Annotated in this window: 14 protein-coding genes and 1 pseudogene; 7 read left to right on the forward strand and 8 right to left on the reverse strand. The window is 65.4% G+C overall.

Annotated features, from left to right (window positions below):
- Positions 1 to 22: 22 nt before the first annotated feature.
- From ACNKU3_RS01695 to ACNKU3_RS01710, 4 genes are all read right to left on the reverse strand, one after another.
- Positions 23 to 1,309, reverse strand: a complete 1,287-nt coding sequence (locus ACNKU3_RS01695) for an NAD(P)-binding domain-containing protein (RefSeq protein ID WP_418257673.1) — start codon at positions 1,307 to 1,309, stop codon at positions 23 to 25.
- Complete coding sequence (locus ACNKU3_RS01700; RefSeq protein ID WP_418257674.1) at positions 1,306 to 1,869, reverse strand: OsmC family protein; 564 nt, start codon at positions 1,867 to 1,869, stop codon at positions 1,306 to 1,308. Before ACNKU3_RS01700 ends, ACNKU3_RS01695 begins: the two co-directional genes overlap by 4 nt.
- A gap of 100 nt (positions 1,870 to 1,969) precedes the next feature.
- A complete protein-coding gene (locus tag ACNKU3_RS01705; RefSeq protein WP_418257675.1) occupies positions 1,970 to 2,497 on the reverse strand; it encodes a DUF4242 domain-containing protein in 528 nt (175 codons plus the stop codon).
- Entirely contained in the window at positions 2,490 to 5,426 is a 2,937-nt protein-coding gene (locus tag ACNKU3_RS01710) for an ATP-binding protein (RefSeq protein ID WP_418257676.1), read from the reverse strand. The genes ACNKU3_RS01705 and ACNKU3_RS01710 overlap by 8 nt, the downstream gene beginning before the upstream one ends.
- Positions 5,427 to 5,626: 200 nt before the next feature.
- Here ACNKU3_RS01710 and ACNKU3_RS01715 point away from each other — a divergent pair, with 200 nt between their 5' ends.
- From ACNKU3_RS01715 to ACNKU3_RS01735, 5 genes and pseudogenes are all read left to right on the forward strand, one after another.
- Positions 5,627 to 6,229, forward strand: a complete 603-nt coding sequence (locus tag ACNKU3_RS01715; protein WP_418257677.1) for a carboxymuconolactone decarboxylase family protein — start codon at positions 5,627 to 5,629, stop codon at positions 6,227 to 6,229.
- Between the two features lie 13 nt (positions 6,230 to 6,242).
- Positions 6,243 to 7,280 (forward strand): annotated as a pseudogene (gene cysK, locus ACNKU3_RS01720) (cysteine synthase A); the annotation flags it as partial.
- Positions 7,281 to 7,388: 108 nt separating this feature from the next.
- The gene (locus tag ACNKU3_RS01725; protein WP_418257954.1) at positions 7,389 to 7,730 is read left to right on the forward strand and encodes a glutaredoxin; all 342 of its coding nucleotides are present in this window, start codon (positions 7,389 to 7,391) and stop codon (positions 7,728 to 7,730) included.
- Positions 7,731 to 7,960: 230 nt separating this feature from the next.
- Positions 7,961 to 8,578: a bifunctional 4-hydroxy-2-oxoglutarate aldolase/2-dehydro-3-deoxy-phosphogluconate aldolase gene (gene eda, locus ACNKU3_RS01730; protein ID WP_418257678.1), complete on the forward strand. Its 618-nt coding sequence runs from the start codon at positions 7,961 to 7,963 to the stop codon at positions 8,576 to 8,578.
- Between the two features lie 189 nt (positions 8,579 to 8,767).
- Positions 8,768 to 10,717 carry a pyrroloquinoline quinone-dependent dehydrogenase gene (locus tag ACNKU3_RS01735; RefSeq protein ID WP_418257679.1) on the forward strand — a complete coding sequence of 650 codons (1,950 nt, stop codon included), beginning with the start codon at positions 8,768 to 8,770 and terminating at the stop codon, positions 10,715 to 10,717.
- Positions 10,718 to 11,343: 626 nt separating this feature from the next.
- Here ACNKU3_RS01735 and ACNKU3_RS01740 read toward each other — a convergent pair.
- From ACNKU3_RS01740 to ACNKU3_RS01750, 3 genes are all read right to left on the reverse strand, one after another.
- Positions 11,344 to 14,418, reverse strand: a complete 3,075-nt coding sequence (locus ACNKU3_RS01740) for an efflux RND transporter permease subunit (RefSeq protein WP_418257680.1) — start codon at positions 14,416 to 14,418, stop codon at positions 11,344 to 11,346.
- Complete coding sequence (locus ACNKU3_RS01745) at positions 14,418 to 15,560, reverse strand: efflux RND transporter periplasmic adaptor subunit (protein WP_418257681.1); 1,143 nt, start codon at positions 15,558 to 15,560, stop codon at positions 14,418 to 14,420. Before ACNKU3_RS01745 ends, ACNKU3_RS01740 begins: the two co-directional genes overlap by 1 nt.
- A 176-nt stretch (positions 15,561 to 15,736) precedes the next feature.
- Positions 15,737 to 15,955, reverse strand: a complete 219-nt coding sequence (locus tag ACNKU3_RS01750; RefSeq protein ID WP_418257682.1) for a hypothetical protein — start codon at positions 15,953 to 15,955, stop codon at positions 15,737 to 15,739.
- A 139-nt stretch (positions 15,956 to 16,094) separates the two neighbouring features.
- On the opposite strand from ACNKU3_RS01750, the gene ACNKU3_RS01755 reads away from it, so the two are divergent.
- The gene (locus tag ACNKU3_RS01755) at positions 16,095 to 16,601 is read left to right on the forward strand and encodes a TerB family tellurite resistance protein (protein ID WP_418257683.1); all 507 of its coding nucleotides are present in this window, start codon (positions 16,095 to 16,097) and stop codon (positions 16,599 to 16,601) included.
- A gap of 31 nt (positions 16,602 to 16,632) precedes the next feature.
- Positions 16,633 to 17,361 (forward strand): FHA domain-containing protein, encoded by a 729-nt coding sequence (locus ACNKU3_RS01760; protein ID WP_418257684.1) that lies wholly within the window; start codon positions 16,633 to 16,635, stop codon positions 17,359 to 17,361.
- Positions 17,362 to 17,418: 57 nt separating this feature from the next.
- On the opposite strand, the gene ACNKU3_RS01765 is transcribed toward ACNKU3_RS01760, so the two are convergent.
- Entirely contained in the window at positions 17,419 to 18,273 is an 855-nt protein-coding gene (locus ACNKU3_RS01765) for a PP2C family protein-serine/threonine phosphatase (protein ID WP_418257685.1), read from the reverse strand.
- Between the last annotated feature and the right edge of the window lie 61 nt (positions 18,274 to 18,334).

The following is an 18,334-nucleotide window of genomic DNA, read 5'->3' on the forward strand; positions in this document are numbered from 1 at the left end:
AATTACGCCGCAATACCCGCCTTCAAACAGATACAGCTTGCAGGCAGGATTCGACGGGACGGCCCAACCACATAAGCAAGTGGTGGACGATGTCCCGCGCGTCGTCACCCGCGCCGCAGATGAAACTCGATTTGCGCCGGCGCATGAAGGGCAGGCCCATGAAATACACCCCGGGAAGCTCCGCCACGCCGCCGCGGTGCGCGGGCATGCCTTTGCCATCCAGCAGCGGCAGGTTCAGCCACCGGTAATCTGGGCGGTATCCACAAGTCCAGAGCACTGTGCTGAATTCGCCGGAAGCGAACTTGACTGCCAGGCGGGGCTTATCGCCAGCGGCTGTGAGCGCGGGCCGTTCGGCCGGGTCGGCTGGCAATCCGCGGGACTCGATGTGCTCGTCGATGGCGTCCAGCAGGCGGTTCATCTTGAGGTCCGCGAGCTTGATCACGTTGGCGAGGGAGCCCGAAAACTGCAGGCTGTTGCCGGCGACACCCGCCAGCCGTCCCAGGGTCTCCACCCCGACTGCCCGGAGGGTGTCGAGGTCCATGTCCCGACCTTCCGGCGTGCCCGCCAACTGCGGTGAGGGCAGGCGGCGCAGGCGCGGCAGGTCCTCCACTTCGCGCCAGGACTCGTCGAGCAGGCCGCTGGCCTGCATCCAGTACTGGATATCCCGACCCCGGTAACGGCGTGGCATGCGCAGGTGCTCGCCGACCGCGAGGCTGACCCGGCGTCCGCTGCGAGCGAGTTCGTGGGCGATCTGCACGCCGGACGCGCCGGCGCCCACCACCAGCACGCCGCCGCTGCGGAGCTGGTCGGGGTTGCGGTACTGGTGCGAGGTCAGTTGATCCATATCCGCTGGCAGGGAGGCCGCCAGCGCTGGCACGTTGGCACGGGCAAAGGCCCCGCTGGCCACGATCAGCCCGGCACACAACCAGTCGCCCCGGTCCGTGGACACCCGGTAACCGCCGGTGCAACTGTCCACCCGCAGCACACTGGTGTGCTCCTCCACCGGGGCATTGCAGTGTGCTGCGAAACCGCTGATGAACTGTGCCACCTGCGCGCTGCCCATGTAGCCGTCTGCATCGTCACCGCGATAGTTGAAGTCCGGCAGGGTACTCTGCCAGTTGGGGGTGAGCAGGCGCAGCGAGTCCCAGCGCTGGCTGCGCCAGGCTTCCGCGACCCGGCCGCGCTCCAGCACCACGTGGTCCACGCCGAAGCGCGTGAGGTAGTGGCTGCACGCGAGGCCGGACTGGCCGGCCCCGATCACCACTACTGCCGTGCGCCCGCGCAGGCCGCTGGAAACGCTGCAGTTCACCGCCGCACCTCGACCGACACACTGGAGGGGTTGGTGATGATGTCGTAGACAGCGGAGCGCTTCTGCGACTGGGCGACCAGGGCTTCAATTTCTTCCGGGGTAGCGTCGGCGTCGATCTCGAAGGTGACCTGGATGCCCTCGTAGCCGTTGCGTACGTCAGGATCGGCGCCGAGGATGCCGCGCAGGTCCATGTCCCCGCAGATGCTGGCGCGGACCGAGTTGAGCTGGATGTTACGGTGCTGGGCGATGGTCGCGATGCCGGCGGTCAGGCAGCTCACCAGGCCAACCAGTACGTATTCCACGGGCGTGGCGCCCTCGTCCTCGGCAGCGAAGAGTTCCGGGTGATCCGCGTCGAAGCGGAAGCAGCGTTTGTGGGACTGGCCCGCGCCAAGGCCCTGGAAGTGCTCGACCTCGGAACGCGAGTGGGTGCCATTGACCCACTGGCAGGATGCGCGCCACTGGAACCGGGCCAGCTCGGGGGCGCCGGCCAGGGCCTCGCGGGCTTCGGTCAGTGCGGCGACGTTGACGCCGTTGTCGACGATTCGGGTGTAGGTATTCATATTCCGGTCTCCGTTGGTGTTGCGGCGAGTCACTCGCCCGCCGTTGGAGACCAGCATCCCCCCCAGGCGTTGGAGGGGGCGTTGAAGCCAGCGTGTTTTTTTACTCGAGTATGTTCTCGGGGGTGAAATTACGGCAGGCCCAGACCCGCTCGAAGGGCATCTCCGCCTGCTCCTGGGTGCGCCGCACGGATTCGGCGTCGGGCGCCTGGTACACACAGAGCATGCGCCGGAAGTCGGTGGAGAAGAAGGAACGCAGGAAGGTCACGCGGTACTCCTCGAGGCACCAGGCCGCGGCTTCCTCACGCGCCTGGAGTTCGTCCATGCTGGCCGGCGCCGCGAAACTGCGCTCCACTACAACGTTGGCCAGGGATGCGAGGTTCGGCCCGTGTACGCTGCCCGACCAGACGTGTTTCTCCCGTGGCGAGTCCCCGCGGGTGACCAGGCGAATGGCCTCGGCGTCGGGCGCCTGGAAGCGGCACAGCAGCCTGCTGCCGTCCACCGCCAGGAAACTCTCGAACCAGCTGGCCCGGTAGAGGTCCAGGCAGCCCATGGCCGTCTCGCCCATGGCGACAAATGCGGCTTTATCCAGCGGGGGATCGAAGACCCGCTCCAGCACTACGTCAGGCATTGCTCTTTACCTCTTCCGCGAGCAATTGCTCGCCCCGTTCCCGCGCCCAGCTGGCGATGCTGCCAGCCATGATCTCGCGGATTTCCCTGCCCAGGGATTCCGCCTGCAGTTCCGGTTGCGCCCGGTGTACCCGCTCCAGGCTGAGCAGGGCCAGGACCACCTCTGAAGGGCGTTCCATCAACCGCGCCAGTTCCAGGGCCTCGCGGGCGAACGCCGCGGCGCGCGCGAAATGACCGCCATCGACACTGCAGCGGGCCGCCCGGTTCAACACGAAGGCCAGTCGCTGCTTGGCATCCGCCACCCGCAGTGACTGCAGCGCACTTTCCAGTGGCTCGACCTCGCCGCTGATACCGTAGTGGCACAGGGCCTGCACGGCGCCGGCGAAGGGGCGTTCGCTGCCCTCCCGCAGGCGCTCGCCGATCTCCACCATGGCGCGGGCGTGGCGCTGCGCCGCGTGGCAGTCGGAGCGCTCGATCTCCACCATCGCCAGGTACTCATTGACCATGTATTCCGAGATCCGGTCGCCCTCCGCCTTGGCCTGGGTGCGGGCCTCCTCCAGGTAGTCGACCGCCTCGTCGAGCTTGTCCTCGTAGTAGCGCAGGATACCCAGCGTGATCGGAATGGCGACGCAATCCCGGCCCGACTGGCGGGCCAGCGCCCGGGCTTCCATGACCAGGGCGTCAGCCTCCGACAGGTCCCGCTCGAGCAGCGCAAGGCACTTGGCCGCTTCCGCCTGGCCGAGGACCTGGGCCTCCTCGCTGGCGCCACGGCTGACCCGTTCCGCCTGCTGGGAGAAGCGCCGGGCGGCGCGGTTTTCGCCGTGCATCCAACGCAGGTGGGCGGCCATCTGGTAGCCGATCCGGGCGTGGCTGCGCGAGCCGTGGTCCATGGCCTGTTCCGCCAGGCCGACGAATTCCTCCACCAGTGCGGACCAGTCCTCCTCGTGGTGGGCGTTAAGCCGAATTTCCCCCAGTTCGAGGCTCAGGCAGACGCGTTGGGCATCGCCCAGCTGTGCCGCGAATTCCAGCCCCTGCCGGTACAGGTCCATGGCGGTATCGTTGGCATAGAAGCGCAGGCAGAGGCGGCCGGCGGAGACCATGGCCTTGCCCGCCAGCCAGGGGTCACCGGACCGGCGCGCGTGGTGGGCGAGGTCAGCGGCGAGATCGAGGTCCAGCGCCGCCTCCACTTCCAGCAGTTCCGCCACCCGCCGGTGCATGGCGTGCCGGCGCGAGGGGCTGAGGGATTCGTAGATGGCCCGGCGAATGAGTTCGTGGGCGAAGCGCAGCCCGCGCTCGCCGGGCAGTAGCAGGCCCTGTTGCTCGGCGCGCTCCAGCGCGGCGTCGATCACCGGCGGCGCCAGTCCGCTGGCCTGCTCCAGGCTGCGCACATTGATCCGCGGCGCCAGTACCGAACACCAGGCCATCAGGTTGCGCGCATTGTCGTCGAGCCCGGCCATGCGTTCCGCCACCAACTCGGAGAGCGAGCTGCCGCCCTCTATTCCGGCCCGCGCCAGCTCCAGGGCGAAGAGCGGGTTACCGCCGCTCTCGCCGGACAGTGCCGCAGCGTCCGCGCCCGGGAACTGCTGCTGGACCAGCTGGGTGATCTCCGCTGCAGAGAGGGGCTGCAACATGATCTCCTGCAGCAAGCCGTCGGCGCGCAGGGCACGGACCACCTGCTGCAGGGTCGGGTGCTCGCGCAGTTCCGCCTCGCGGGAGGCGATGATCACCCGCAGTGGCTCGTTGCGCTTGTTGCGCAGGACGTAGTGCAGGGCGTTGAGGCTGGAATCATCCGCCCAGTGAATGTCGTCGCACAGGGCGACTACCGGGTGTCTTGCCGTCGCCGACATGAGGTCTGCCACCAGGCTGTCGAAGACCTGCTCCCGGCTCACCTGGTCGCCGCTGGCAAGCAGGCGGCTGGTGGCGTTGTCGGGGAGGGCGCGGCGCAGGGCGTCGTTCCACACGCCGAAGGGACGCATGCTCTCCGACTCGAAGGCGCTGGCCTTGAGTATCCCGGTGCCGGCCTCCCGGGCGATGGCGGCGGCCGCCTGCAGCAGGCGACTCTTGCCCAGGCCCGGTTCACCGCGCAGCAGCAATACGCGGGCGCCGTCGGTCCCGCCGATGTGCGCCTGCAGCTGTGCCAGTTCCGCGTCGCGCCCCACCAGGGAATAGTCCGGAGTAGGCCGGCGGACGGGGGTGGAAGCCGCCGCGGCCCTGGGTGCAGCCTGGCGCAGGGCGCGACCCAGGATGCCGGTTCCCTGGGCGCCCAGTTCGGCCAGCTTCTGCAGGCCGATGCGGTGCTGCTCCTCTGCCTCCTGGCGGCGGTCCAGTTGCATTAGCAGGCGCACCAGATCCGCTCGCGGCGCTTCCTCGAAAGGCTGCAGCGCCACCCTGGCCTGGGCGTATTCGAGAGCCACTTCCGGCTGGTCACCCAGGCGGGCGCAGAGTTCCTCCAGCACCCGTGCCCGAGAGCGGATGGTGCGCTCGCGTTCGCCCACGCACCAGGCGTGAAAGTCGTGGAAGTCGGGGAGATCGAGGCCCTCGAGGAAGGCCCCCTGGCCGTGCCGGGCGAGTTCGCGCAGGGTATCCAGCGATGCCTGCTCCACGGCGGCTGCCGCCCGGTGCAGGTCCAGTACGTCGATGGCCACGCCGCTGGCATCGAAAGCCACGGTGGCGCGGTCGGCGATGATGCGCGGGCAATCGTCCTCATCCACCAGCTTGCGGATCTTGGACAGGCTCCAGCGCAGGGAGCCGCGGGGGTCGTCGGGGATTTCCCAAAGCAGTTCGCAGAGATGTTCCCGCCGGAACGGGCGTCCCTGCAGGGCGAGAAACGCCAGCAGGCCGCGCGTCTTGCGCGACGGCGGCAGGGCCTGGGCGCGACCGCCCCGGATCACTTCCAGGTCGCCCAGCACGTGTAATTGCAGTCCCGACATCTTCCCCCTACATCCTGTTAGGCATCGCCCGCAAGTATAGGTAGGACGCGCGGGCGAGTCGAACTCCCCATAACCTGCTAAGCTCCCGTTTTCGCTGAAAAAACGCGCGTGACAGGCAAATACCACGCTGGCTTACACGCTGCCTACAGCGCTCGCGCCGGAGAATAGCCCCATCTTGAGAAACGGCTGGAGACAAGCCCATGAGTTTCATCAGTACCACAGCACCGGAGAACGCCCACGGCCCGACCGGGGCCCTGTACCAGCGCCTCGGCGCCGGGGGCTACCTGCCCAACTACGCGCGGCTTTTCAGCCACCGGCCCGAGTTGATGGAGCACATCAGCCGCCTGATGGACGCCCTGCGCGAGCCGCTGCCGCCACGCCAGTGGAAACTGGCCAACTTTGCCGCCGCCCGGGCCTGTAACAGCTCCTACTGCTCGCTGGCCTACGCCCGCAGGTTGCTCGACGGTGAACTTGAGGAAGCACAGGTTCATGCTCTCGCCGAGGGGCGTGAAGCAGCGCTGGAAGACGCAGAGCAAGCGCTGGTTGAGTTCGCCACGCGGGTGGCGAGCGACCCCGCGCATATCGAGCAGGCGGACATCGACCGCCTGCGCGCCTGCGGCTACAGCGACACACAGATATTCGACCTGGCCGCCGCGGTTTCCTATCGCTGTTTCTTCTCGCGCATTGCCGATGCGCTCGGTGCCCCGCCGGACGCGGAACTCGCAAACGGGCTGGACTCCGAACTCGTCCGGGCGCTGTGCACGGGGCGCGCTCCCGCAGCGCCGGCCTTTCAGCAATCATAAGAGGGACTGCCTGATGAACCGCATCTACAACAGCATTCTCGAGACCGTGGGCAACACCCCCGTGGTGCGCATCAACCACCTGGCTCCGGAGCACGTCAATCTCTACGTCAAGATCGAGTCCTTCAACCCGATGTCCTCGGTCAAGGACCGACTCGCCGTGGGCATTATCGAGGCCGCCGAGCGCGACGGCTTGCTGCAGCCGGGCCAGACCGTGGTGGAAGCCACCAGCGGCAACACCGGCATCGGCCTGGCCATGGTCTGCGCCCAGAAAGGTTACCCGCTGGTGATTACCATGCCGGAGAACGCCAGCGTGGAGCGGCGCAAGATCATGCGTTTTCTCGGCGCCCGGGTAGTGCTAACCCCAGCTGCCGAGAAGGGCACCGGCATGCTGCGCAAGGCGGCGGAACTGGCGGAAAAACATGGCTGGTTCCTGCCGCGCCAGTTCGAGAACGAGGCCAATGCCGACGCCCACTCGCGTACAACCGCGCCGGAAATCCTGCGCGCCTTCGAGGGGCGGAGCCTGGACTACTTTGTCACGGGTTTTGGCACCGGCGGTACCCTCAAGGGCGTGGCGCGGGTGCTGAAAGAGGCACGCCCGGACATCCGCATCATCGCAACCGAACCCGAGAACTCGGCTATTCTCGCCTCCGGTATTGCCCAGCAGTACAGCGCCGACGGTACGCCGGCGGCCAGTCATCCCGGATTTCGCCCTCACCTGATGCAGGGCTGGTCGCCGGATTTCATCTCCAAACTGGCGGGCGAGGTTCTCGACGCCGGGCTGGTGGACGAATTTGTCGGAGTCAACGGCGAGGCCTCCCTGCGCCTGGCCAGGGAACTGGCCTCGCGCGAAGGGATTTTCTGTGGCATCACTTCCGGCGCGACCTTCCACGGCGCCCTGCAGGTAGCAGAGCGGGCCCCCGAAGGTAGTAATATCCTGTGCATGCTGCCCGATACCGGGGAGCGCTACCTGAGCACGCCGCTGTTCGATGACATCCCCGCCGATATGACCGAGGATGAACTCGCGCTCTCCGAATCCACCCCGGGCTGTCGTTTCAGCGGCGGCAGTAGCACGGCAGTGCCGGCAACGTCAGTTGCTGCGAAAGACAGCGCGCGGGAGTACCTCGAGCAGGCCATACGGAATCGAGAGCAGCCAGTCGTAATGTTTGCCCTGGAGTGGTGTGAATTCTGCTGGTCCGTGCGCAAGATGCTGCGTGAACTGGGTGTGGATTACCGCTCGATAGACCTGGATTCCACCGCGTTCCAGCAGGACAACCTGGGCGGGGACATCCGCGCTGCCCTGCAGGAGCGCCTCGGTTCACCGACGATTCCCCAGGTGTTTATCGGCGGCGAGTATGTGGGCGGGGCGACGGAGACTTTCGACGCCTTCAATGGCGGCCAGCTGCAGCCGTTGCTCGAACGCCATGGCGTCGATTACGACCGCGATATGTGCTTCGATGCCTACAGCTTCCTGCCCCGCTGGCTGCAGACACGGAGCGGTTAGTAAAGCCTGGCGAGCGTTGCGGTGCTCGCCTTTTCCTTTCCCATACGGATGCTGTCAGCCTTGCCGTGGTCGGGTGAAAACCACTGCCTGCCAAATCGTCGCAGTTGTAAGTCTGCCCGGCCAGGCGGGGTGCGGCTTCAGGCGTCACAGCTTGTATTTCGCCGGGTCGAGGTGTTCGCTGGCGCGTGCCTGCATTACACTGTCGAAGGTTATTTCATGAGGGTCCCGGGATGTTAGTGGAGCAGCTCAAGCAGGCGCGCCTGTTGCCGGTCGTCACGGCCGTGGATGTGGATTCGACCCTCCTGCTTGCGCAGGCCCTGCAGCGCGGTGGCATGCTCGCGATCGAGGTAACCCTGCGTACCAGTGCCGGTCTCGACGCAATCATAGCGGTAAAGCAGGCCTGCCCGGATCTGTGGGTCGCCGCCGGGACCGTCACCCACCCCGCGGAGCTGGAAAAGCTGGCCGCCATGGGCATCGATCTCGCCCTGAGCCCCGGCGCATCGCTGGAACTGCTCGACGCGGCCCGCGACCTGCCCCTGGACTTCGTACCTGGCGTTGCGACGCCCTCGGAGGTTATGGCAGCCCAACTGCGTGGCTATGAGGTGTGCAAGCTGTTCCCCGCCACAGTAGTGGGTGGGCTGGGCATGCTGAAGGCCCTCTCCGGCCCCTTCCCGGGGATGCAGTTTTGCCCCACCGGCGGGTTGACCCCCGACAACTTCAGAGATTTTCTCTCCCAGTCCAATGTCGTCTGCTGCGGCGGCTCGTGGATGGTCGCACCGAACCTGGTCAGGGAAGGGTGCTGGGATGAGATCGAGCGCCTGTCGCGGGAGGCGATGTCCGACGCCTGAACCGTAGCCCCACCCGGTCGCCGTCCCCACCCCAGCCCCAGCCCTTCCGGCCAGCCCCAGGCAGAACCCGCCTATTACATTCGAGTCATAATGCTGACTGTAATTTGCATCTTTGCCCCCGGGCGGCGACAATGCAGCGGGCAGGCTGCCACCGGCCGGCTACGATAAGCACCAGAACGGGCAAATTTCATGACTACAACAATTGAAAATCGCGGGCAATCAACCGCCCGCCTGACAGTATCCGCTTGCCTCGCCTTTGCACTGGGAGCGGGCAGCACCGGCACGGTAGCCAGCACGGTGGGCGACCACCAGCTCGGCACCAAGTTTTCGTCCCTGAGCCAGATCAATCGCGGCAACGTCACCCAGCTGGAGAAAGCCTGGGAGTTCCACAACGGCGATGACCCGACTGCAATCCAGGGCCTGGTGGCGCTGGAAGACCAGCCGACCCTGATCGAAGGCAACCTGATCGTATGTTCCGTCCACCGCCGGGTGATCGCCCTCGACCCCGCTACCGGCGAACAGCGCTGGGAGTACGATCCCGAAGACCCGATGACAGGCATGCGCAAGTGCCGCGGCGTCGGCAACTGGGTGGACCCGCAAGCGGAAGAGGGCAGCCTGTGCAAGAGCCGCCTGCTGCTGGGCACCACCGACTACCGGCTGATCGCCATCGACGCCCGCAGCGGCAAGACCTGCCCGGGATTCGGTGATAACGGCATCGTGCAGATGCCGACCAGCAAGCCGGTGCTCTGGGACGGTGAGGTGATCGCCAGTTCCAACCCCGTCGTGGTCAACGGGGTGGTCGTCGTCGGCTCTGCTGTCGCCGACAACCAGCGGGTGGACGCCCCCAGCGGCCGGGTGCTCGCCTATGATGCGCGCAGCGGCGACTACCTGTGGCAATTCGACCCGGTACCCCGCGACCCCAACGACCCCGCCATGGCGAGCTGGGGCAAGGGCACCGACGGATTCGGCCAGGCCAACGTCTGGAGCTCCATGGCCGTGGACAACGACCTGGACCTGGTTTACCTGCCCACGACCAGCGCCTCCGATGATTTCTACGGCGGCGAGCGTCCCGGTGACAACCACTACTCCACTTCGGTGGTCGCCCTCAAGGGTGCGACCGGTGAGGTCGCCTGGCACCAGCAGCTGGTCCACCACAATGTCTGGGACTACGACATCCCGACCCGCCCGATGCTGATCGATTACCCGAAAGACGGCCGGATGGTGCCGGCGCTGGTCCAGAACACCAAGATGGGCCTGGTGTTCATCTTCGACCGCGCCACCGGCGAAGCGCTGGTGCCCATCGAGGAACGCCCCGTGCCCCAGTCGCCCAAGGCGGAGGGTGAAGTGCTGTCACCCACCCAGCCCTTCCCGGTGGGCATGCCGGCACTGACCCCCCAGGGTTACGATCCGGAAACCGCCGGCGGTATCACTTTTATCGACGACTATCTCTGTGCGCAGGAAGCCGAGAAATACAACTACGGCCCGATCTACACCCCGATCACCGAGAAAGGTACCATCATGGCGCCCGCTGCCGGCGGTGGTCCCAACTGGGGCGGCGCCTCCTACGACCCGGACAGCCATGTAATGGTCGTGCCCAGCACCCATGTGCCGATGGTGGTCAAGCTGATCCCCCGCGCGGAAGCTTCCGGCCTCGATACCAAAAAGGTCGAGGGCAGGGGCACCATGAACTTCGCGGTCCCCGGCTCCAGGTACGCGCTGGAAGTGAGCCCGCTGATGTCGCCGCTGGGCACGCCCTGCGGTTCACCGCCCTGGGCCTCGCTGATCGCGCTGGACCTGGTGAAGAAGGAAATCCTCTGGAACGTGCCGCTGGGCAGCATCAAGAAACTGGCGCCGATCCCGCTGGACGTCCACCTGGGCACCCCGGGCGCCGGCGGCCCGCTGATGACCGCGGGCGGGCTGGTTTTCATCGGCTACACCCTGGACGACACCGTGCGCGCCTTCGACGCAGACTCCGGCGAAATCCTCTGGGAAGCCGACCTGCCCGCGGCGGGGGTTTCCATGCCGGTGACCTACGAGGTCAACGGCGAGCAGTACATCGTGATCGCCGCGGGCGGCCACAGCATGTATGGCTCGACCATGGGTGATGCGGTAGTGGCGTTCAAGTTGCCTGCCAGGTGATGTGCTTGCGTGACCGAGCCGTCTGGTGCGGTCACGCGTCATTACAGTGGTAAAACTCTGGTCGACGTGCTTTTTGCTATTCGTGGTTTCGTGGTGGGGCACTGCGCTAGCGGCGCAGAACCGGATATCCCCGGCGAAACACGCCAAAAAGCGCACATCCATGTGCAGGCTCGGGCGGCGACGTCCTGTCGCCTCACGGTTTCGCCGGGGATATCCGGTCCTGCACCTCTGTCAGGCAGTTATACCAATTCAGAGGCTTCGTTCACCAATGCTCGATCTGGGTGAGGTCGGTCTACTGCGCGTTCACTTATTGAGAGCGCAGAACCGCATTAACGCAATTTAAAGCACTGCGAGAAAGAATCTACCTTCAATCGACCCACTCCGAACCAAGGTGTAAACCCGACATGCACTGGTGAAACCGTGAGGCGACATGGATGTCGCCGCCCGAGCCTGCACAGGGATGTGCGCTTTTTGGCGTGTTTCACCAGTGCATGTCGGGTTTACGCCGCCAGCGAAGTGCCTCCGTTCGAACCCGAACCCGAACCCGAACCCGAACCCGAACCCGAACCCGAACCCGAACCCGAACCCGAACCCGAACCCGAACCCGATCTAATACCAAAACCGAATCAGGGCTCACTCACCGGTACGGGTATGGTGCCAGTAGATGCCGCCTTGCCGCGATGCTGCGCAATAAACGTATACACCACCGGCAACACAAACAGCGTAAACAGCGTCCCCACCGTCATGCCGGAGACAATCACCAGGCCGATGTGATTGCGGCTCACCGCCCCCGGTCCCGAGGCGACCAGCAGCGGGATCACCGCCATCACTATCGCCGCCGTGGTCATCAGGATCGGCCGCAGCCGCACCGAGGCCGCTTCGATAATGGCTTCGGTAAATTCCAGGCCTTCCTCCTGCAGGCGGCGGGCGAAGTCCACCACCAGGATGCCGTGCTTGCTGATCAGGCCCACCAGGGTAATCAGGCCCACCTGGCTGAACAGGCTGAGCGTCGCGAAGTCCAGGCAGAGGAAGATCAGCGCGCCGCACAGCGACATGGGTACCGTGACCAGGACCACCAGCGGGTCGCGCAGGCTTTCGTACTGGGCTACCAGGAACAGGTAGATCGTCAGCAGCGACAGCGCGAAGGCCCACATCAGGGAGTTGCCCGATTGCAGGTAGGTGCGGGCCTTGCCGCCGTATTCGGTGCTGTAGCCCTGGGGCAGCATGTCCCGCGTGGTTTGCTCCAGGTAGTCGAGCGCCTGCTGCATGGAGACGCCCGGGGTCATCGCCAGGGACAGGGTCGCGGCGTTCATGCCGTTGAACTGGGTGCGTTCGGAGGGTTTGCTGGTCAGGCTGGTTTCTACCAGCGCGCCCAGCGGGACCAGGTCGCCGCTGGCGGTGCGCAGGTAGTACTGTTCCAGCCAGCTGCGATCGAGGCGCTGCTCCGGGCCGGCCTGGGGAATCACCTCGTAGCTTTCGCCCTGGTAGCTGAAGCGATTGATATAGCCCTCGCCGAGCAGGACCGCGAGGGTGGTGGCGATGTCCTCCATGGAGATGCCGAGCTCACCGGCCTTGTCGCGGTCGATGCGGACGTTGACCTGCGGGTTGGCGTACTTGAGGTCGCTGGCGGCAAAGGCGAAGTTGCCGCTGGCGCGCACGGCCTGCAGCAGGCGGTCGCTGACCTCGGCGAGGTGGGGGAAGTCGTCGGTGGTCTGCACGGCGAGCTGGATCGGCAGTGCCGCGGCGCCGCCGGCCGGGGAAATGTCGATGATAAAGGCGTTGGCCTCCAGCCCGGGAATCCTGTTGAGTTCCTGCTGGACGCCGGGCAGGAGATCAATGGTAGAGACGTCGCGCTCGTCCCAGGGTTTCATCTCGGCGATCGCTACCGAGGCGCCATTGGGCATCATGCCCTCCAGGCGCATCGAGCCCGCAACACCGGGGAGCGAGTGAATCACGGTTTCCAGCTGTTGCGCCTGTTCGCTGATGTAATCCTCGTTGAGGTGGCGCGGGGTGGAGAACGCCATGTGCAGGTAGCCGGTGTCTTCTGCGGGGACGATTTCCTTGTCCGAGAGCAGGAACAGGGCGGGAATGGCGGCGATGACCACCAACGCCACCAGCAGCCAGACGGGGCGGTAGCGCAGCGCGTTGCGCAGCATGCGGGCGTAGACCCGGCGCAGGCCGTCGAAGCGTTCGTCCAGCCAGTGGGCGATGCCGGTTTCCTGCTGCTTGGCGAGGATCCGCGAGCAGAGCATGGGCGAGAGGGTCAGCGCGACCACGCCGGAGATGACCACCGAGCCCGCGAGGGTGAAGACAAACTCGGCGATCAACTCGCCGCTCAGGCCCTCGAGGAAACCGATCGGCAGGAACACCGCCACCAGGGTCAGGCTCATGGCGATAACCGGGGAGAGTACTTCCCGCGTTCCGGTAATGGCCGCCTCGATCGGCGGCATGCCGTGCTCGATATAGCGGTGGATGTTCTCCACCACCACGATGGTGTCGTCCACCACCAGGCCGATGGCGATCACCAGGGCGAGCAGGGTAAACAGGTTGAGCGAATAGCCGAGCAGCCACATCACCAGGAAGGTACCCACCAGCGACAGGGGAATACTGATCAGCATGATCAGGATGGAACGCAGGCTGCCGAAGAACAGCAGGGTGATCAGCGCCACGATGGCCAGCGCCTCGAACAGGGTCCCGGTCAACTCGCTGAGCGACTTGGCGACGAACTGGCCGATGTCGAAAAATACGTCCGCTTCGACGTTGGGCGGCAGCTTGTCCTGCATCGCCGCCACTGCCAGGCGCACGTTGTGGCTGAGGGCGAGGGGGTTGGAATCGGGGGTCATGGAGACGCCGGTCAGCACGCCGGGTTCGTCATTGAAAAAGCCCTTGCGGCGCTGGGGTTCGGAGGCGAGTTCCACTGTCGCCACGTCGCGCAGCCGGACCACGGCTCCCTCGTGTTCGCGGATGACGATATTGCCGAAGGCCGCGGCGGTACTGAGGTCGGTCTCCGCGCGCACCGGTTGCACGTTGAAGGTGTCGCGGACTTCGCCTGCCTCGCTGATAAAGTTGTTGCGGCGCACCGCCGCCTGCAGGTCCCCGGCGGTCACGCCAACCGCGGCCATACGCACCGGGTCCAGCCACAGGCGCATGGCAAAGGGGCGTTCGCCGATGACCGTCAGGTCGGCGGCGCCGTCGACGGTGAGCAGGACCGGGCGGATAACCCGGTAGAAAAATTCGGTGAGCTGTTCCGGTGACATGCTGTTGTCGTTGGCGCGCAGCCGGACCCAGACCGGCGGGGTATCGCCGGAATATTTGTGGATCACCGGCTCGCGCACGTTGTCGGGCAATTCGCCGCGCACCGCGGCCACCTTGCCGATGATGTCAGTGAGGACCTTGTCCGGGTCCTGCCCCTTGTTGACGTGAATGCTGATGGTGGACACGCCGTCACTGGTGTTGGAGGTGTAGTAGTCGATGCCCTCGGCGCCGACCACGGCCCGTTGCAGGGGGCCGGTGACAAAACCCTGTACCACGTCTGCGGGCGCGCCGGGGTAGGCGGTGCTGATGGATATCTGCGCGCTGTCGACCTTGGGGTAAGGGCGCAGGTCGAGGTAGCTGAAGGCGACGATACCGAACAGCAGGATCAGGGAGTTCAGCACCCAGGCCAGCAGGGGGCGTCGAATGAACAGGTCGGTAAACTGCATCAGTCGGCCTGCTCCCCGGCGATCACTGCGTCTGCCGGTTTGCTCCTGGCGGCGCCTGCAAGCACTTCGGGGTTGACGATGACGACCGGCGTACCCTCGAGCAAGCGGTTCTGGGTGTCCAGCGCCAGGATGCTGCCTGCGGGGATGCCCTGCACCGCGATTCTGCCGTCGCGCAATTCACCGCTGGTGACGGCCCGGCGGCGGGCGAACCAGCGTTGCTCGCCAGCGGGTTCCTGTTCCAGCAGGTAGACGGTTTCCCCGTACAGGGAGAAAGCCACGGCCTGCCGCGGCACGGTGACCACCTCGCTGGCCTCGTCGAGGATGACCGAGATGCTGGCAAACATGCCCGGCAGCAGTGCGCGGTCGGCATTGTCCACCAGCGCGCGGACCAGCACATTGCGGGTGGTGGTTTCCACCCGCACATCGATGAAGCGCAGCTCGCCGGTAAATTCCCGGTCGCCGTGGGTGGGTACCCGGAACACTACCCGCTGCCCCGGGCGCAGGCGTTCCAGCTCCTTTTCCGGCAGGCTGAAATCGAGGTAGAGGGAATCCAGTGCCTGCAGGGTGACGATTTCGTCGCCCTGTTCGAGGTATTGGCCCGCGTTGAGGCTGTGGATGCCCACCGTGCCGGCGAAGGGCGCGCGGATGGTTTTCCGGTCGATGATGCCCTGGGTCTCCTCGACCAGGGCCTCCGCGCTCTGCAGCTCGGCGCGGCTGTCCTCGAACTGTTCCTCCGAGAGCAGGGAGCGCTCAAACAGTGCGCTGTCGCGCTTGAAATTGGAGTGGGCGCGTTCCAGCCGCACCCGGGCGCTTTTCAGGGTGGCGCGATCGATGGTGTCGTCCAGTTCCACCAGCAGGTCGCCGGCCTGCACCACATCCCTGGAATTGACGTGGAGTTTGCGGATGACGGCATTTACCTCGCTGCGGATCTCGATGCCGCGGCGGGCGCGCAGGGAGCCGATGGCCGGTAGCCGCTGTTCCCAGGTGTCGGCCCGGGATACCGTCGCGCGCAGTGGGACGGCGGGATTCCCGTGCTCGGCAAGATAGGCGCGGACTGCCGCCTGCTTGTAGAGCTTGAAGCCGATGACACCGCCGAACACTGCGGCGAGCAGGATCGCGGCGAGGAAAATACGTTTTATCATGCCAGGTCGTCACATTCCGTGTTCTTGGAGAACCCCGCGCGTTGCTGTAGCCGGCACGGAGGTACTGCGGGTAATAAAAAACAGGGTTTTATTACGCCAAAGGCCTATGCTACCGCAAAACCGTAGGCCGGCGGGAATTGCTTAACGATTTGTAACGCGGGCTGGCGGGGGGGCTGTCAGCCGCTGGCGAGCGCCTTGTCGATATTGTCGAAAAGGATGTTGAGGTCCGCTACACCGGTGAGCGAGGCGTGCTCGCGTACCGTCTTGACCAGCTGGTGCAGGTGACGCTCGGTCTCCTCGTCGAGTTGCCCCAGCGATTTCATGCGCCGGGTGAGTACGCCGACCATCATCAGGGAGAGGATGGCAATATGGTCTGTCTGGTCCTGGGGCTGCATACCTGGGTCCTCCGGTTTGCGCTCACTGGCTGTTATGGTTGGCCGCCATTGCGCGGCCCCCGCGTCAGGTGTTGCCAGTCTTTCCAGACTAGCACAGTATTTTCTATACTGAGGCCCGGTATGCCACTTCACACTGTCTATGATCCAGCACAATTACGGCCTGGTCATCGAAGGCGAGCGACTGCTCGTTACCCGGTCGCCAAAAGCCAGCTTTTTTGACCCGCGGTATCTCGTGGCGGCCCTGCTGGAGCATGTCGCCCAGGGGGACGGGCATGTCTGCGAGCGCGAGCTGGCGACCATGATTGGCCTCGTGGCAGAGCATTTCGGGCTGGCCGAACACCTCGCCGAACGCAGGTTCAGCCAGGCCCTGGGGGTCTATGCCCGGAGCCTGGAACTGCGCGAAGTCGGTGCGTTGCTGCAGGAAATTCTCGACGCCGGTGAGCGGCACCAGGTGCTGGTCATGCTGCTGGAGGTGATTGCCGCCGACGGTCGCCAGGGGGCGGATGAACTGTCCGCCCTGGACGAGGTGGCCGCAGTCCTCGATGCGACGGCGGAGGAGCGGCACGCGGCGTTTGAAACTTTTTTTGCGCGCCCGCGGGCGCGCCGCGGACGACGGATTCACTTGCGGCGAAAAAGTGCGCTATAGTTCGCCTGGTATACACTTCAGTAGCTGATTCATGGATTCGGACAGCAAGCAAACGGGGTCATTTCTTAGCGAGTTGCGCAGGCGCAAGGTCATTCGTACCTGCCTGTTGTATATCCTGCTTTGCTGGGGTCTCCTCCAGGTGGTCGATATCGTCGCCCCGGCGCTGGGCTATGATGACGACCTGGTGTCCCGCTACGTACTCTATGCGTCTGTAGCCGGTTTCCCGATTACCTTCGCCCTGGCCTGGTTTTTCCAGATATCCTCCAGCGGTATCGAGCGCACGCGTTCCTTCGTGGAGCGCCGGGTGCTCAACAATATAGCCCCCATCAACGACCGCCGCCGCCACGGCGTCTCCGGCTTTCTCAAGCGCAACCCCGAGCAGGAAGACGATTACCAGTGGGTTATTTCCGCCGAAACCGGGCCGTTGAGCGGCCTGAGCTACGCGGTGCGCGAATCGCTGGTGCTGGGGCGGGCGCTGGAGTGCGAACTGGCCATCGTCACGCCGCACGTTTCGCGCCAGCACGCCCGCCTGGAGGTGGAGGAGGGGTGTCTATATATAGAGGACCTGGGTTCTTCCAACGGCACCATGGTCAATGGCAGGCGGGCGGTAGCGCGCCAGCAGTTGCGTCACGACGACGAGGTGCGCCTGCACGATATTATTTTCCGGGTCACCGAGCGCCTGTCCCGCCCAAGCAGTGAACGCCAGGCCACGGACCAGACTACCTTCATCCACGTTTCCGAACTGGAGCGCGGGGGCTGAGCAACTCGCGTCCGGATGCAGCCAGCGCGGTTGCGGCAGGGTCTCCAGCCCGCTGCTTCAGATCACCAGCCAGACCAGTGCCAGGGCCGTGACCACGGCGAGGACCATCCAGGCCGTCTGGCCGATGGTTTTTCTGGTGACATCCGCGCTCACCGCCCTGCCGGAATCCTGGGTCCGCTCGCGCCCCATCCCGGGCAGGCTGAATCCGGCTTTTTTCTCGCCAACCACGATTGCCGTGATGTTGTCGCGCCCCCCGGCATCCAGCGCGGCCTTGATCAGTGCGCCCACCTGCTCCTCGGGTGTTGCGTGCTCGCGCATCAGGGTGAGGATGAGTTCATCCGGGAGTTCGTCGGTCAGCCCGTCGCTGCACAGCAGGAACTGCTCGCCGTTGCGGGACTCCCCGCGCACCCGCTCGGGGTTCAGACGGATGGATTCGGAGACTCCGAGGGACTGGCTGAGCACGTTGCGCTCGGGGTGGTGGGCGGCCTGTTCGGCGGTGATGATACCCCGGGCAAGCAGTTCACTGACCGGGTTGTGGTCGCGGGTCAGCTGGCGCAGGGTTTCCCCGTTGAACAGGTAAGCGCGGCTGTCGCCAACCCAGGCGACTTCGTATTGGCTGCCCTGGCTCTGCAGTGCAACGACCGTGGAGCCCATGTTGTTGCTGGTGGGGTGCCTGGAAATCTCTTGAAGGATGGCCTCGTGGGCGTGGCGAATCGAGTCCACCAGTGGCGTGCCCCGGGTGACGTCGCTGACCAGGGTATCGCGCACGATGGCCGACGCTACCTCGCCATTGGCGTGTCCGCCAACACCGTCGGCAACGAGCCAGAGCTGGATTTCCGGGGCGGCCTTGAAACAGTCTTCGTTGTGGCTGCGTTTGTGCCCCTGGTGGCTGTCGGCGTATGAGGCAGTCATTTATCGGTGGTGATTTTCATCCCTGACCCGCATTTGGGCATTGAGTGTATAACAAACTCAT

Source organism: Haliea sp. E17, from assembly GCF_048323675.1.
Lineage (GTDB): Bacteria > Pseudomonadota > Gammaproteobacteria > Pseudomonadales > Halieaceae > Mangrovimicrobium.